The sequence below is a fragment of the Lactobacillus kullabergensis genome (genome assembly GCF_003151025.1).
Classification (GTDB): Bacteria; Bacillota; Bacilli; order Lactobacillales; family Lactobacillaceae; genus Lactobacillus; species Lactobacillus kullabergensis.
The window spans coordinates 311,772-327,476 of the sequence record NZ_CP029477.1 but is presented as its reverse complement, the minus strand read 5'-3'; the positions used below and the strand labels follow the sequence as shown (position 1 = coordinate 327,476).

The 15,705-nt window shown below is 34.6% G+C and carries 13 protein-coding genes and 1 CRISPR repeat array (1 of these 14 cut by a window edge); of the genes, 1 reads left to right on the top strand and 12 read right to left on the bottom strand.

All coding sequences use genetic code 11. The features are described from left to right. A CRISPR array of direct repeats spans nucleotides 1-1,077; the repeat unit is 36 nt; unit sequence GTTCTAATCATCATTGATCTAACAATCATCTAAAAC (it extends 873 nt beyond the left edge of the window). Between the two features lie 32 nt (nucleotides 1,078-1,109). The 5 genes from csn2 to DKL58_RS01560 all read right to left on the bottom strand — a co-directional run bounded on the left by csn2 (nucleotide 1,110) and on the right by DKL58_RS01560 (nucleotide 8,413). After that, nucleotides 1,110-1,778, bottom strand: a complete 669-nt coding sequence (gene csn2, locus DKL58_RS01580) for a type II-A CRISPR-associated protein Csn2 (protein WP_109585855.1) — start codon at nucleotides 1,776-1,778, stop codon at nucleotides 1,110-1,112. Beyond that, a complete protein-coding gene (cas2, locus tag DKL58_RS01575; RefSeq protein WP_109585854.1) occupies nucleotides 1,775-2,080 on the bottom strand; it encodes a CRISPR-associated endonuclease Cas2 in 306 nt (101 codons plus the stop codon). The genes csn2 and cas2 overlap by 4 nt, the downstream gene beginning before the upstream one ends. Further along, nucleotides 2,058-2,969, bottom strand: coding sequence for a type II CRISPR-associated endonuclease Cas1 (gene cas1 / locus DKL58_RS01570; RefSeq protein ID WP_109585853.1), 912 nt, complete (start codon nucleotides 2,967-2,969; stop codon nucleotides 2,058-2,060). The genes cas2 and cas1 overlap by 23 nt, the downstream gene beginning before the upstream one ends. 223 nt (nucleotides 2,970-3,192) lie before the next feature. Further along, a complete protein-coding gene (cas9, locus tag DKL58_RS01565; RefSeq protein ID WP_109585852.1) occupies nucleotides 3,193-7,374 on the bottom strand; it encodes a type II CRISPR RNA-guided endonuclease Cas9 in 4,182 nt (1,393 codons plus the stop codon). A 130-nt stretch (nucleotides 7,375-7,504) separates the two neighbouring features. Next, nucleotides 7,505-8,413 (bottom strand): L-lactate dehydrogenase, encoded by a 909-nt coding sequence (locus DKL58_RS01560; RefSeq protein ID WP_109585851.1) that lies wholly within the window; start codon nucleotides 8,411-8,413, stop codon nucleotides 7,505-7,507. Nucleotides 8,414-8,598: 185 nt separating this feature from the next. Here DKL58_RS01560 and DKL58_RS01555 point away from each other — a divergent pair, with 185 nt between their 5' ends. Further along, a complete protein-coding gene (locus DKL58_RS01555; RefSeq protein ID WP_109585850.1) occupies nucleotides 8,599-9,540 on the top strand; it encodes an aldo/keto reductase in 942 nt (313 codons plus the stop codon). A 114-nt stretch (nucleotides 9,541-9,654) separates the two neighbouring features. On the opposite strand, the gene rpoN is transcribed toward DKL58_RS01555, so the two are convergent. The 7 genes from rpoN to DKL58_RS01520 all read right to left on the bottom strand — a co-directional run bounded on the left by rpoN (nucleotide 9,655) and on the right by DKL58_RS01520 (nucleotide 15,610). Further along, entirely contained in the window at nucleotides 9,655-10,926 is a 1,272-nt protein-coding gene (gene rpoN / locus DKL58_RS01550; RefSeq protein WP_109585849.1) for an RNA polymerase factor sigma-54, read from the bottom strand. A gap of 278 nt (nucleotides 10,927-11,204) precedes the next feature. Continuing rightward, entirely contained in the window at nucleotides 11,205-11,975 is a 771-nt protein-coding gene (locus DKL58_RS01545; RefSeq protein WP_109585848.1) for a class II aldolase/adducin family protein, read from the bottom strand. A gap of 31 nt (nucleotides 11,976-12,006) precedes the next feature. After that, entirely contained in the window at nucleotides 12,007-12,840 is an 834-nt protein-coding gene (locus tag DKL58_RS01540) for a PTS system mannose/fructose/sorbose family transporter subunit IID (protein ID WP_109585847.1), read from the bottom strand. Then, complete coding sequence (locus tag DKL58_RS01535; RefSeq protein ID WP_109585846.1) at nucleotides 12,837-13,634, bottom strand: PTS mannose/fructose/sorbose/N-acetylgalactosamine transporter subunit IIC; 798 nt, start codon at nucleotides 13,632-13,634, stop codon at nucleotides 12,837-12,839. Before DKL58_RS01535 ends, DKL58_RS01540 begins: the two co-directional genes overlap by 4 nt. Further along, nucleotides 13,631-14,107, bottom strand: coding sequence for a PTS sugar transporter subunit IIB (locus DKL58_RS01530; RefSeq protein ID WP_109585845.1), 477 nt, complete (start codon nucleotides 14,105-14,107; stop codon nucleotides 13,631-13,633). The genes DKL58_RS01535 and DKL58_RS01530 overlap by 4 nt, the downstream gene beginning before the upstream one ends. Continuing rightward, a complete protein-coding gene (locus DKL58_RS01525; RefSeq protein ID WP_162542312.1) occupies nucleotides 14,088-14,537 on the bottom strand; it encodes a PTS sugar transporter subunit IIA in 450 nt (149 codons plus the stop codon). The genes DKL58_RS01530 and DKL58_RS01525 overlap by 20 nt, the downstream gene beginning before the upstream one ends. After that, nucleotides 14,537-15,610 (bottom strand): tyrosine-protein phosphatase, encoded by a 1,074-nt coding sequence (locus DKL58_RS01520; protein ID WP_109585843.1) that lies wholly within the window; start codon nucleotides 15,608-15,610, stop codon nucleotides 14,537-14,539. Before DKL58_RS01520 ends, DKL58_RS01525 begins: the two co-directional genes overlap by 1 nt. Between the last annotated feature and the right edge of the window lie 95 nt (nucleotides 15,611-15,705).

Sequence of the window (15,705 nt, the reverse complement as noted above, 5' to 3'; positions counted from 1 at the left end):
GATCTAACAATCATCTAAAACCTAGGGCTAATTTCAAAATACGTAACGCCAGTTCTAATCATCATTGATCTAACAATCATCTAAAACACACAGCCAAGTATTATTGGGTGCATGAATGTTCTAATCATCATTGATCTAACAATCATCTAAAACTTAACTTGCATTTTAAAGCCTCCTAAAAATGTTCTAATCATCATTGATCTAACAATCATCTAAAACAAAACTTAATCCACGCCTTTGCGTTTTCTAGTTCTAATCATCATTGATCTAACAATCATCTAAAACAACTTAACATTTTATTTTTAAACACTTTCTGTTCTAATCATCATTGATCTAACAATCATCTAAAACTAGGTGTGAGGTATTCACACTTGCTAATATGTTCTAATCATCATTGATCTAACAATCATCTAAAACAGGACTAAGTTCTCACAAAGCAAAACAGCAGTTCTAATCATCATTGATCTAACAATCATCTAAAACTTTTAGAATATCCATTCAAAAAATCTTTTAGTTCTAATCATCATTGATCTAACAATCATCTAAAACCCCACTTTCTAGCGCTATAATACAAGCCTCGTTCTAATCATCATTGATCTAACAATCATCTAAAACAATACCTGTATACGCAGTTTGCAGAGGCTAGTTCTAATCATCATTGATCTAACAATCATCTAAAACTCTAACTTTTCCTTAGCCTCAATTGAGCCAGTTCTAATCATCATTGATCTAACAATCATCTAAAACGCTGATTATAATTCTTGGAAGACTACCACGGTTCTAATCATCATTGATCTAACAATCATCTAAAACTGAGTTCATCGTTAAAAAATATCATTGGTGGTTCTAATCATCATTGATCTAACAATCATCTAAAACTATTTGTGTATCCAAAGCAGCATCATTTTGGTTCTAATCATCATTGATCTAACAATCATCTAAAACAGTTTCTAAAGCCAATTTTGAATTTAACAGGTTCTAATCATCATTGATCTAACAATCATCTAAAACGATTGCCTATTTCGTCTGGGTCGTTGACAGGTTCTAATCATCATTGATCTAACAATCATCTAAAACCGATATTTTATAATCTGATTTTAATATTGTTGCTAGTACCAATCGATTAGATCCTTATCAATATAGTAAAAAGGTATGTCTTTAGAAATTGCCAAATTTTCTTTTGTCGTGAATTCAATTACAACCAAAATTAAATTCATTTCTGTGACAAGACTAGCTAACTCTTGCCACTCCCGTTCTTCCAAGTAATGAGCTACATTACAAATAACAGGAACTGATTTTAAATTACACGTTTGGTGAATTTTTAAAACTGTTTCTATTATACCATATGGAGTGAGCAACATTGATTTATCTAAATGAATTTCTGTAAATTTAAGTAATTTCTTTAAATCTTCGTCAAAATTAATTGCTAAAGGTAAGTCTTCAAGTAAAAGTGAATCTTGCAAGGTTGATTCTAAATTATAAAAAGACTTAATCACTTTATTGCGATTTTCTTCATCTAAATTTTTCAGATAACTACTTACAATATGGGGCATATACTTTTTAGTAATATCTCCACTAAGCATTGGATCACCAATAAAATCAAAAGTTTTACTTACATCAAGGGGACTATAATCATCCTCTGAACAAATTAACAGCTTATTTTTTCCTTGAAAGCCTTGAATTATATCACGGTAAGCAATTGAACTTTGTAAACCAATTACTTTTATTCCAGGATCCTTAAATACCCATTTTTTATGAGTCGCATAAGTTAAAATCATAAGATAATCGTCCTATCTGATGTATTACGCACATCGTCAATTGGCTTACCGACTAAAAAATGCATGTCATTATATTGCTTTTCAGTAACCATTAATGACTGTACTAATCCCCCGTGAGGTAAAAACTTTCTAATACGATTTTCCAAAAACTTAGCCGTTTGTCTAGTAACACAGACCCTCACATATACTGAAAATTGGATCATCAGAAAACCTTCATTAATCAACTTTTTATGAAATTGGCGATATTCTTTTCGTTCTTCAGCTGTTTCTGTTGGTAAATCAAACATTATCATTAAGCGCATTATTCGGTACCTCATTGTTCAAACTCATCTCCATTTCAGGTAATTCCTTACTATCCCCACTTAGAAATTTTAGACATTCTCGTACATAAACTGTAATAGCATTTGTCAAAAGCGTCTTTTTATCATTAAACTTTATTTCTAAACTTAAAAGTTCAACTAGCCCATACTTAATATCAGGCGTTAATTCCTTAATCTTTTCGTGGGCCTTAACCCAATAATCTACAAACGGACGAAATGGTTCCATTAGATCCGAAGCTAAATTAAACTGATTTTCCTGTGAACAGTGGTGAATGCCAAAATAGGTCAGATAGCCATTCATTGCAATTTCACGGTTAAAACTAGAAAGCAAAATGGCATAGCCATAATCTAATGCTGCATTAATGGCATTGGTATCACGTCTGACAAAGTCCTTATCGAATAAAAGCATAAAGTATTTACGGGCTGCAATTGCCTCTCGGTTACTTTCATCATTAATTTCCAGCTGGTCCAGTTCACTTTGAACTTCATCTTTATTCAAATGATAATTATCTAAAACTGCAATCTGATTTTTGATCTTTTGACTAACTATCTTTGTCCACAGTACTTCTTTTAAATGTTCATCCCAATTAAACTGCTTTTTTAACTTAGCCATATTTCTGGCTCCCGGATAATAAACAGCTGTTTCAACTACCGGATTGTCCTTTTCATCAACAAATATAACTTTGGTTTGATTTTGCGCCAATTTACTAATGAGTGCGCTGGTAATCACTGCCTGTGTAGTTGAAACAAGCAATAGATTAATATCCTCAATTGGAATTTGGTTTACACCATCACGTGTTTGTACAATCATCATTTGCATCGAATATGTTAATTTCGCATGTTGCGTGATGATTACTGATCTCCATCCCATATTTCCTCCTTGTATTTTTGAAAATAAATGTTATACTTTAGTTGTTGGTTAGCTACCAACGATCTAATCATTATTGATCTAACAATCAGATTTAAAATCAAACAATGTATCCTTGAGATACTAAGTTTCAACGCGGTTATTACCGTCCTGCCTCAGCTCTATAGCGGAGGCTTTTTTATGCACAAAAATAGGGAATCGGATTATTGCGCTTCCCTATTTTAGCTTACAAATTAGCTATCCTAACTCGCTTTTCAAAAAGTCCTGTTGGTGACTGAGAAATTAATACTGCATTGGGTGAAAGAATAATATTAGGAAGTACTTGAATCTTACCAAACGGTGTTTTAATTCCAATATTCTTTAAGCTAGGAGTAACTAAATTATCATGTAATCCATTCAATATATTACTCAAAGTGATCTTTTTATCTTTTGCTGTTAATTTAAAGAATTTTTCTTTTCCCTCATGTAATCCATTACGAAAATTATTTTTTTCAAACAAAGGCAAATACTGATCAACCTTTTGCAAAATCTCGTCATAAGCTTTTACTAATAATTCATCTTGATCCTCGCCCTTTTTCAAGTTATCTGTCACTATTCGCATAGTTTCCTTCGTAAGTGTTAATTGTTTAGCATTAATTTCATAAGTTGAAGAATTTAACATAAATTTTTTGTTGCCATCCAAGATGACTTGCTTAAATGGTACATGATCTTTCACTACTCTATAGCCTTTAACACCCCGCTTAGGTTTACCATTTTTATCAAACATAATTTGGGGGGCAAGCACTTTGTGAAGTTCTTTCTTATAATTGCCTTGCTTTTTGGCCTGTTTCAAGCCTGCAAGAGCGCGCATTGGAATCCCAATAACTTTATAGATAGATTCTTTGCCCTTATCAATCTTGACAATTACCATATATGCATCAGTGTTGCCGCTGTAGCCACCATAAATTTTCGGATCAAGTCCATTGGCCTTAGGTATCAACTTTCTAGTCTTCGCAAGCTCACGTTCTCCCCGAGGGTAAATAGTCACTTTGAACATATTACTATTTTCAGTTGACGTTTCCCTTGAGACTAGCATGTATTTATAATTATATGCTTTACGTAATTTATCAAAAATGTCTGGATGCTTGTAAAAGACTATTCGATCACTATTATTTTCTTTGATTTCTTCTAAAGCTTTACGCTCAGAATTATCTTTTTGCAGTAAAGGCCACATAAATGTGAAGCCCTTGAAACGCTTAATCAAATCTTTTTGTAAGTCTGGATCTTGGCTAAACTTTTTAAACTGACCATATACAAAGTATGGCCGATACTTAGGATAAACCTGGTACAGAAAGTTGCCACAAATAATTGAAAGGTAGGCATCAATGGCATGGTGATAGTCATTTACGTCACGACTCTTATACAAGTTTAGTCTTTGACGCAAAGCCGAGTTATCTCCAGCTTTAACAGTAATAATTTCTGCATCTGGGTATTTATTTTGCAAAATAACTGAGACTAATTTAACTATTTGACTCGTTTCTACCAATTGTCTGTTAATAAAACCAGATTTTTGAAATTTATTTAATCTATCTGGATCAAGCAGCAAATTACCTAACTTATGTTTATTAATGATGCCAGCCTTCTGCCAGTGCTTCCACATTTCACCTACCGTCATCTTCAAGTCTGAAACGTAATTATTGGCAAAGCGCTTATAAGGTACATCATCCGATTTTTCTGCATTTAATGGAGTAGCAGTTAATACTCTGTTATCAAAAGAATCATCTTTAATAAATGACTGTGGCAAAATATGATCAATCTGATAATTTGTCGATACTTCATCAATATTAATTTTCTTACCAGTGTAAGCATCACGACCTGTCTGCATAAAGTACAAGAAGTACTTATCTTTAAGCAATTTACGGCTGGTCATTGCTTCCTTTAAGCTATCAGTCAGTTTCTGATCTACCAATTCGCCTGCAGTTTCTTGATATGCCTTGAGCAATTTAGTACCACGAATATGCGACAACTGGGGATTTTTATCAGGATCACGTGTAAATTCAATCGCAAATTGTGCTGGAGCTTTACCACCAGCTGCTTTTACAACGTCAGCTACTACTTTGACAACCTGCCTAATAGCTTTTTTGTTAGCAGGAGAGGTATAAGCATCAGCCAGAATCTCCTCAACACCATTTACTTGAGTAACATTTTGGTTTTCCTTAGCAATTGCATCTTTAAAATCTGGTTCAGTCACAATTTGCATGAAGTTCTTTTGGCTATCCCACAGTTGTTCCATAATGTTTTGGCCATTTGTATCATGTAATTCAACAAGGAGCTTGCGTGATAATCTACCCCAACCTTGCAGGCGCCAAGTTGAAACAGCTTTAAACTGTTCAGGTGTTAACCATTTAAATTCAGCATGTAACTTATCTTGGTATATCTTTTTATCTTCAAAAATAGACGAATACTCAATTATTTTTTCAAAGTCTTTTTGATATTGTGGATCTGCTAATTCCTTATCAAATACGTGTAAGCTTTTGAGGTGATAATAACTCGCCAGACTTGAATTAAATTTAGTTGGATCAGCCAGTCCCTTAATTTCTACAGTTGGCAAATGGAGGTTTTGCTTCAAATAACTTGTCAAGGATTTTTCCGTGACAGTTTTCTTTTCTTCAAAAAGTTCATTGAAAATTTGTTGCTTGAGGTCAACACTGATCCTGCTACCATTGATTCTAATATTATTAAGCTCATTTAAAACTTCAAATCTTTGATAAAGCAAACTATTAGCAGGCAAAACATCTTCACCTAATAGGTAGGTATCCTTAATAGTCATGCGTTTAATAAACTTGTTGGCGGATTCTTGCCGGTCTACTTTTTGTTCAAAATTCCACGGCGTGATTTGACCATCTTCTTTTCTGACCATCCAGGCAAAGTTCTTACCAGAAGTTTTTTCCTGTTCATCAGCTGTAATCATCGGTCCCACATAATAAGGCACTCTGAATCTGACCAGTTCATCTAATTTATAGGGTGCTTGTTTACGGTGATCTTCTACCGGATTTTCTATAGCTAAGAAGGGGTAATACTTACTTTGATTAGCTATAATCTTATCCAGTTCAATTTGATGCAGCTGAAACGGAATTACACCATTACTATTCGTCCGCTGTTTAGGCATAAAGTTATCTGCAGCTATTTCTTGCGCAATCTTGCGCGCTAGCTCAGAATCATCAAGGTTATCCTTAACTGTTTTATAAAAATCTTCTTTGGTTAAAGCGCCATCCTGCTTAAATTCTGTTTTGGCTTCCAGCAAACGACCATGACGATTATTAACGTATAAATCATAAGCTAAAAGCAACTTTTTAGCTATACTGCGGTCTTGCAAAGTGTCGATATAAGCTTTTAACAACTTATAGTCTTGATGATGCTTATTATATTTTTCTACCATAGATTGTGATAAACTCTTATTTTCATCAACAATAGTACTTAAGGTAATCGCGCTAAACAATTTTTCGATTTCAGCGACAACAGTCTGATCACTTTCATCAAGATCCGGTAATAAGGCATCCAGCTTATCATCTGCATCTGCATCCGAAAGTTTGAATTCCCACTGCGCCTTGTCACTTTTATCGATTTCTTTGCCTAAAATAGTTTCAAATTGCGTTTTGTAACCCATGACGGCGTTAGCAATTTGCTTGGCCACATTTTTTTCTTCCTTGGCAGTTGAATCTGTTAATAACTTGGCAATTTTCTTGACCTTGTCCATCTTATAAAGGGTTTTATCCGCATCTTTACCGCGTATAACAGCCTCAATCTCAGCAGCGTTTGCGACATTTAGTTCAATAGGGTCTTGATCTTCAACTATCTTTTCCGCAAAAGCGTTGTTGATATTTGTTAATATAGGACCTACTTCAATTTTGGAAGCTTCAAAGTCTTTAACAGGTGTATCTTGTAAAAAATTACCGCGATATTTAACAATGTGGTGGATGGCTAAAAATATTTCCCGTAAATCAAATTGACGGTCTTCCTTCATTAATGCATCACGCAAATGATAGATTGTAGGATATTTTTGATAAAATGCCTGATCTTCCTTAGCTGTTGGAAACACAATCGCATGATACTTTTTACGATCTTTATCTAGCGGTGACACCCATGATTGGTGCAGGCGCACAAAAAATCCCGGTTCTACCTTAGCCATCGGTTCCGCAAAAATCTCTTCCAAAAGTCTTAAGCGCCATTTTCTCCGTTTAAGACGTCTTCTGGTAGTTCTAAAGCCGCGCCGATCAGCAGCAGTATGACCTTCTTCAAATAAATGTGAGCCAATTGCTGTTTTTCCTCTGAGCTTTAATAAATTATTTTTCTTATCAGTCACGGCCCAGCCGCAAGAGTTGGTCCCGATATCGAGACCTAAAATATAATCTTCATTAACTCTTTTCATCTATTTTCTCCTTTATACGCTTTCATTACTATAAGAATACCCTTTATAAGAAAATAATTCACTATCTTTTTTTATATAATAAAAAAAATGATGATCTTTGTGACCATCATTTTTACTAAACAAACTAGAACTACTTATTAGCTTTTTCTTTAATTGTTTCTGCAGATGCCTGTAATTTCTTTTCTTCTTCATCTGTCAGTGTCAATTCAACGGTTTGGACAATACCATCACGACCAACAATAGCTGGGTAAGATAAGTAGGTACCATATTTTTCTTGGTAATTTGAAACTGGCATTTCAGTGTGAGCATCGCTTTGAATGGTTTCTACCAAACGAGTCACAGCAGCTGAAATACCGTAGTTAGTATATTGCTTACCCTTATAAACTGTTTGACCACCAAACTTAATTTCATCGTTTAAGTCTTCAAGCTTAAGGTGTTTTGCTTCAGCTACTTCAGTAATTGGTTTTTCCAAAACTTTAACAGTTGACCAAGCAGTAAATTGTGAATTACCGTGTTCACCCAAGTTAAAGCCTTCAACTGAACGAGGATCAACATTCATCCGTTCACCAACAGCACGCTTCATACGAGCCGTATCTAAAAGGGTACCGGTACCAATGACATGTTTGCGCGGTAAACCAGTTAGTTCTTGATACATATTAGTAATTGCGTCAACTGGATTGGTAATAGCAACCAAAATACCATTGAAGCCGCTCTTCTTGATTGACTCCGCAATGTCTCCAATTCGCTCACGATTATAGTTCAATTCTGCGAAACGCTCGCCGCCTGCTTCCAACTCAATATTTCCAAAAGCACTAATGACAATGTCTGCATCCTTGAGGGTGGAATAATCATTGATTGTAATAGTAGTGTGATGCTTCAAATTTGCCATCGCGTCTTGAAAATCAAGCTGATCTGCTCTAACCTTTGCTTCATTAACATCAATCATAACGAGGTCATCTACTAAACCTGTTAATATTAACTGTTGCGCTACCGTACTGCCAACGTGACCGTCACCGATAACTCCTATTTTATTACTCATAATTTTCCCTCCTACTTGTTTTTTCAAAATTATGTAATATCTATTATATACAAAATAATGATAAAAATAAAATTATTTTTAAAAAAATATTAGGTTTTTGCAATTATTGCTAAATGTAAATTAAAACTCCCTGTTTTTAAATTTTTGCCTCTAAGAAAGCGTATACTAAAGAAAGGAGGTACATTATGAGACAAATTAAAATTGGTAACACTAACTTTACTGGTTCAGCCATTGCACTGGGAATTATGCGCATGAATAAATTGACCGTAGAAGAAGCTGTCAGGGCATTAGAAACTGCCAATGAAACTGGGATTAATTATATTGATTCAGCTGATATCTATGGTCACGGTAAATCTGAAGAAATTTTTGGAAAAGCATTACAAAAATCATCTTTAAAACGCGACGATTTTTACATTCAATCAAAGACTGGAATTTATGAAAATCCTGAGTTAGATTATAAAACTACCAGGTATGATTTTTCTAAGAAATACCTAATTAATGCTGTGGATGGTATTCTCTCTCGTATGAAAATTGATTATTTAGACAGTTTGCTGCTGCACAGACCTGATGCCTTAATGGATCCTGCAGAAATCGCTGCTGCCTTTGATGAGTTACAAAGAGACGGTAAAGTGCGTCATTTTGGCGTTTCCAACTTCAACCCGATGCAAGTCGATTTACTGCAGAGTGGAGTTAGTCAAAGACTGTTAATTAATCAACTGCAATTAAGCGTTATGCACACTGGTCCAATTGATTTCAATATTCACACTAATATGACCGATGAGCGCAGCATTGACCACGATCGGGGCGTTTTGGATTACTCACGCTTGCACAACATGACCGTTCAGGCATGGTCGCCTTTCCAATACGGTCAAATTGAAGGCAATTTCATTGGCAATCCTAAGTTTCCAGAAGTCAACGAAGCTTTACAAAAAGTAGCGGATCAAAAAGGTGTTTCTAAAAATGCTGTGGCTGCTGCCTGGATTTTGCGGCACCCGGCAAATACACAAGTTATTATCGGTACGATGACACCAGCTCATATCATTGACAGTGCCAAGGGAGCAGATATCTCACTTACTGCACAGGAATGGTATGATATTTATTTAGCTACCGGCAATGACTTACCTTAAAAATTAGCTGATAACACAAAAATCCTAACGATTCTGAATTGCAACTAAAATGTTAGACATTAATCTAACTTTTATGAAACATTTCATTCCACGTTAGGATTTTTTTTGCCAATATTAATCAATTGACTTGGATTTTCTACTGTAACTATTAGGTATATTGAGTTTTTTACGGTATTTAGCAATCACTCGTCGACTTAAAGTCACATCATGCGCTGCAAAAATTTCTACTAATTGCTGATCACTTAAGGGAGCACGGACATCTTCTTTTTTTATGATCTTTTGCAGGTCGTATTCTATGCGTGCTTGGGATAAATCAGTAGTTACTTTACGCGGAAAAAGAATTTTCAAACTGAAAACCTTATTCTGACACTGGACGTATTTATCTTTAATCGCCCTGCTAATTGTACTTGGTGCCAGACCCAAAGCCTGAGCGGTTTCTTTTAAACCAAGTGGCTTTAATTTCTGCTTTTGCATTGTAGTTAAAAAACCATGTTGAAACTGGCCCACATATTTACCCAATCTCATGATAGTTTTCTGACGCTCTGCAATCGCATTTTTCATTTCAAGAAAACGCTGCTTTTGCTCCGAAAAATACTTACTTTCATTAGACTGATCTTTTAATTCACGATATGATTTTTCATCAAAAACCATCTCTGGTATTTGCGCTTGAAAGTTTTCTACCGTTATACGTCCATCTGTTACCTTGTAAATCAAATCGGGTAACAAATATTGAACATTACTGTCGACTATATAATCGCTGGCTGGAGTCGGGTTCAGTGTTTGTATGCTGGCCAATGCATCATTTAATTCAGATATTGAAAACCTAGAGTTAGACCATTTTTTAGGATCTGCCAGCATTTCCAACTGATTATTAAGCAAAATTTCAAGTGCTACAGGATTAAAATTGTCTTTTTGTGTTGCCTGAAGTGCTAAACATTCTGCCAGATTCGCAGCTCCGATCCCACAAGGGTCAAGACTTTGAAGCAGGCTTTTTGCCCGTAATAATTTTTCAAGCGTAAACTCAGTTTGTTCCGCAATTTTAGCCAAATCAATTCTCAAATAGCCATCTTCATCAAGATGGTAAATCAATGCCTTGACTGCGCCTTTTTCCCAAGTGTGCCAGTCACTTAAATCCACTTGCAATAATAAATGGTCTATTAAATTTTCTCCTTCAGGCGAGCGCAGCCACTCCAAATTCTGCATCTCGCCCTTAGGCTCTTTCAAAGTCACAAAGGGATTACTAGCACTCATTTCCTTCATAGCATTTATTAAGTCATGAGTACTGTATGAAAGAACGGTTAAATTCTGCTTTAATTTTGGTGACAAAAAAAGCCGTGTCACTAACTGCTCTTTTGGCTTTAATACCATTTTTTGCAATCGTGTCATCGGCTTTTCCTCCTCTTATTTAAGAATGACTGTCTATTTAATTATACTACACCTATCAGTCCTAAAAAGATTGATAATACAAATATGCCTAACATTATTAAATTAATGTTTACCCTTTTGCTATCGCTATTTATGACCTTCTTCTACAATGTTACATTAACCAAAAAACCTGATCAAAATGATCAGGCTTACACAAAAATCTTGAATAATAGTTGCATTCAACGCAAAAGTATTATATTGTCAAAGTGGTCAAACTTTGTAAGAAGGGTACTATTTATTTAGTCACCCTTTTTATTTTGCGCTGTTTTTTTATTATAGAGTGCTTTACCAGCTTTAACATCTTCCCAAGTCCCAATTTTGGTTCCTTCTGAGTAATAACCGTCTAGCACACCTATTTGTTGGAAAACAGTCTGCTTATAAGCAACTTTAGCATTATATTCGGTAATATCGACATCTGCTAAAGATTTATGCAGAGCAGTCAATGGATCCATGTCCTTACCACCGGAGGTAAATAAAGTACCGTGAGAATTTAAAATGAATCCATTTCTTAAAGCTTTAGCACCTAATTTCTTTATTTCAGCGGAAACATATTCTGCCAGTTCTTCAGTACACATTGGATGCCAATTTAAAGTGCGAATTTCTTTTAATTTCTGAGTTGCTTCGGTTACATTTGGCATATTTAAGCCACTAGTACCCCAGAACATACATTGATCGGCATGTGAGTGAAAAACACACTTAATTTCAGGATTAGCATCATATATTGCTTCATGCATATTAATTTCTCTGGTAACCTTACCAGTGCCAGAAATCACCTTACGTGTATGAGGTTCAATGACAAGAATTTGATCCGCATTCAAGTAACCCATATAAGCTTCTGACATCATCGTTGGTGTCATCACATAAAAGAATTTTCCAGCTTCATCTTGGACTTTAATACTGATATTGCCACCAACAATGTTAGTGTCTCTACGTTCCATTACTTCACGGACAACTTTTGCTAAATCATTTCGTTCATATTCAAATGGAATTCTTCCTGCAGGATATTTCATAAATTAGTCTCTCCTTGCGCAAAATTTTAATCTATAAAATTTTAAAATAAGAAAGAACAACAACTAAGGCCATCATAATTACTATTAACAATGCGGCATGTTTTCCATTAGTCTTTTTCAATATCAAATATGATACAACTGTAACTGCCAAACTCAATAATCCGGGCATTATTTTATCAAACATTGATTGTAGACTTATTGTACCTGTTGAAATTTTATTGGAAATAGTAGAATGAACTGCAAATTTAATAGGTGTTGAAACTTTTACAACTGTTGCAATTAATGCCCCTACCACCATTAAACCAACTACATTGGCCATAGTTGAAATTCTTTTAATTGCGTCACTATGTTGGTTATTTTTCAGAAAGTCCATACCCTTATGATAGCCAAAAAATACAGCATACAAACGTCCACCAATATTTACAATGTTATAAAGAATGAACATTAGAATTGGTCCGAAAACATTACCTGCAAATGCCAACGAAGCGCCTATACTACCCACTATTGGTGTCCAAGTCATTTTCACTAAACTATCACCTAATCCAGCAAATGGACCCATTAATCCAGTTTTTAGAGCATTAATACTATCTTTTTCATCTGGACCTGTAGTTTCTTCCATTGCCGCTGCAAGAGTTAAAATTCCCCCATCAAAGTTAATATGTGAATTATAAAAAACTCGATGACGATTCATTGCTTCTGAAAGATCACGTTTATTTGGATATATTTTAGCTAATGCTGGTGCAATAGTTCTCATAAAACCCACACCATTTAAAGTCTCATAATTAAGAGTGAGTCGCATAAAATTTATGCGCCATGCTATTTTCCATAAATCTTTGTTGTTTAATTTGTGTTTTGATTCGCTCATAAATCATAATCCTCCTGTGATTCTGTAGAACTACTATCGGGTTTTGTATTATTAACAACTGTTTTACGCGTTGCACGTTCATATAAGAAGGCAAACACTAAAGCTATTAAGGTAATCGGCAAAACAGCTAACTTCATATATGCTGCTAAAACAAATCCTAAAATAACAAACATCCACATTTCTGGCTTTTTTAACATAGTCATCATTAACAAGGCTATTCCTACCGCTGGAATAATAGAGCCTGACGTACTTAAACCATTTATTATAAATTTTGGTAGTGCGTTAACTACAGACTGAATTGCACCAGCACCGAATTTTAAAGCCAAAAAGGTCGGAAAAGCCCTTGCAAGACCATTCAATATTGCAGGAGGCCAAACTAGCCAGTTAGTGCCTTTAACATCCGCATTGTCAGCCAGTCTTTTAGCCCATCCATTTAAAGATGTATTAACAGTTTCAATTAACACTAAAAGTTGCTGAGCCAAGATTGATGTCGGAACTGCTAAAGTTATTGCCGTAGCTACCATATTGGCAATAGAACCATTAGTATTACCCATGATTGCTAAAGATGTACTGATTAAAGTACCAGTAATAATATCTGGTGCTTGATAAGCACCGATATTTGTTGTACCCATCCACATAACTTCCAAAGTTGCTCCTATAACTAATCCTGCCTGTAAATTACCTAACATTAGTCCAATAATTGGAGCAATAAGTAGTGGTCTCCTAAACAATTTAAAACTAACATCATCTATACTTATAAAAAAAGCTAATACAGTTATTGCAATTATTTTCATTTATTTAAAACCTCACTAAATTTTTCTATTCCATCTGTGGGGACCATTTGAATTTCGATGTCTACTCCTTGCCTCAGCAAATTTTGTAGAGCATTCTTCTCATCTTCTGTTAAAAAAACAGCTTTTGCATACTGCTTACGCTTTCCGTTACTACGAACACCTCCAATATTTAACTTATCTATTTTGAACCCTGAACTTACAATTTTATCAACAGCTATTGGAGATGCGAATAACAGCATCGTACGTCTTGTAATTGTAGAATTTGGAACTATCTTTAAAAACTTGTTTACTGAAAAAATATGTAATTTTATATTTGAGTCTACACTCATCTGTAAAACATTAGACTGAATTTTATCGTTTGCTACATTATCATCTACGATTATTACCTGCTCAATTTGCTTAACATTCAACCATGTAGTAACAACTTGACCATGAAGCAATCTATCATCAATCCTACAAAAAACTACTCCCATTATTGTCCTGCCTCTTTTCCGTTAATGTATCTGAAATATTCTTAAAACCTAATTGATAGGCGTTTTTAAGCAACTTAGCTATACTTTTTAAACTGCGAGTCCTATTGGTAAACAGATCTAATAACATGGGCATATTTAAGCCGCTTAAAACCACTGTATTATCAGTCTGTAAACACAATGCTCCACTAACATTTGATGGCGTACCACCTAAAATGTCTACTAAAATCACTGTTCCTTTTTTTGTTTCCAGTGAATTGTAAATATTGAACAGTTGATTTCTTGCCTCTTTCAAGCTCATCTCTTCGGTAACAGAAAAAGTAGCACAATTTTTCTGCTTTCCTACTATCATTTCTGCACTTTTTAAAGCTTCTTGAGCGAAATAACCATGACTAGCTAAAATAACTGCTACTTCATTTTCGCTTTCACTCATCATTTTCCCTCCTCAAGATAAAAGTTCCGAGCTGTTTCTATTTGCTCCATACTTAGTCCAAAATGTTGCTGAAAATAATTATCAGAGGTGCCAAATATCTCCCTGATTTTTTTAATAGCTGACATTATATATATTTCGCGTGTATCAATCATTGCCATTAAATAATCTAGATAGTCTTTTCTTTCTACTAATTCATGATATAAATCGTATTTCATTTTGTTACGTTTTTGTCGAACGGTTTTGGTTATCATATAGTCACGTACAATTTCTTCATCTTTTATATTCAAAAGAAGCATAAACAGCATTGAACTAAAACCTGTTCTATCTTTCCCTCCACGACAGTGATGTAAAATTGGCAGACTTTCGCATCTCACCATTGCCCTTAAAGCTCTACCATAAGCAATTTGAGCTTTTGAAGACGTTACCATATCTTCATAACTTTCAATAACGTTCCTGCCCTTATCATTAATATATCTTTTAGGAATAGCACCACTTTCCAACGCATTGACTAGCTTTTCATTCTCACCTTTCAAATCAACTACATCGGCTGAAACTTCGGAAAAGCTTGATTGAGGATCACAATAATATTGTTGAACCACTGTTGGTATTAATTTATTTGGATGGTATTGCCTCTCATGAGCTGAACGATAATCGATAATTGTACTGATATTATAATTTGCTAAAAGATCGCAATCATTTTCAGATAAATTGGTTAACTGATCTCCTCTATACAAGAGTCCCCACTTAAGTGTTCTACCATCATTAGACTCATACCCTCCCATATCGCGAACATTAATAGCATTTTCCAGAGGTAACACTCTCTCCGCAAATACATTGCTGGTATATTTTTTAGACCTAATGACAAAATATTTAGGTAGCTTCGATTTAGGCAAAATTAATTTGAAATTTCCTGAATTACTCTCTCCTACTTTTATGTTTATATTACTTTTAATTGGTACATCTCCCATAAACAACTCGGACTTTTCAGAAAAAACATTATCTGATTTTATCAATATCGTATCGTTATCCCTTTCAACGACTACATTTGACAAAGTATACGGTTGTCTTTTCATTAACTGATATTCCCCCTTCTATTGTAACTATTAGTAAATTTGCTAAATGTTATATTTGTATACGGTTTCAATATAATACGCATCTTTAACAATGT

Coding starts and splice junctions, on each gene's coding strand:
- csn2 (WP_109585855.1), bottom strand. CDS start 1,778: ATGATTTTAACTTATGCGACTCATAAAAAATGGGTATTTAAGGATCCT.
- cas2 (WP_109585854.1), bottom strand. CDS start 2,080: ATGCGCTTAATGATAATGTTTGATTTACCAACAGAAACAGCTGAAGAA.
- cas1 (WP_109585853.1), bottom strand. CDS start 2,969: ATGGGATGGAGATCAGTAATCATCACGCAACATGCGAAATTAACATAT.
- cas9 (WP_109585852.1), bottom strand. CDS start 7,374: ATGAAAAGAGTTAATGAAGATTATATTTTAGGTCTCGATATCGGGACC.
- DKL58_RS01560 (WP_109585851.1), bottom strand. CDS start 8,413: ATGAGTAATAAAATAGGAGTTATCGGTGACGGTCACGTTGGCAGTACG.
- DKL58_RS01555 (WP_109585850.1), top strand. CDS start 8,599: ATGAGACAAATTAAAATTGGTAACACTAACTTTACTGGTTCAGCCATT.
- rpoN (WP_109585849.1), bottom strand. CDS start 10,926: ATGACACGATTGCAAAAAATGGTATTAAAGCCAAAAGAGCAGTTAGTG.
- DKL58_RS01545 (WP_109585848.1), bottom strand. CDS start 11,975: ATGAAATATCCTGCAGGAAGAATTCCATTTGAATATGAACGAAATGAT.
- DKL58_RS01540 (WP_109585847.1), bottom strand. CDS start 12,840: ATGAGCGAATCAAAACACAAATTAAACAACAAAGATTTATGGAAAATA.
- DKL58_RS01535 (WP_109585846.1), bottom strand. CDS start 13,634: ATGAAAATAATTGCAATAACTGTATTAGCTTTTTTTATAAGTATAGAT.
- DKL58_RS01530 (WP_109585845.1), bottom strand. CDS start 14,107: ATGGGAGTAGTTTTTTGTAGGATTGATGATAGATTGCTTCATGGTCAA.
- DKL58_RS01525 (WP_162542312.1), bottom strand. CDS start 14,537: ATGAGTGAAAGCGAAAATGAAGTAGCAGTTATTTTAGCTAGTCATGGT.
- DKL58_RS01520 (WP_109585843.1), bottom strand. CDS start 15,610: ATGAAAAGACAACCGTATACTTTGTCAAATGTAGTCGTTGAAAGGGAT.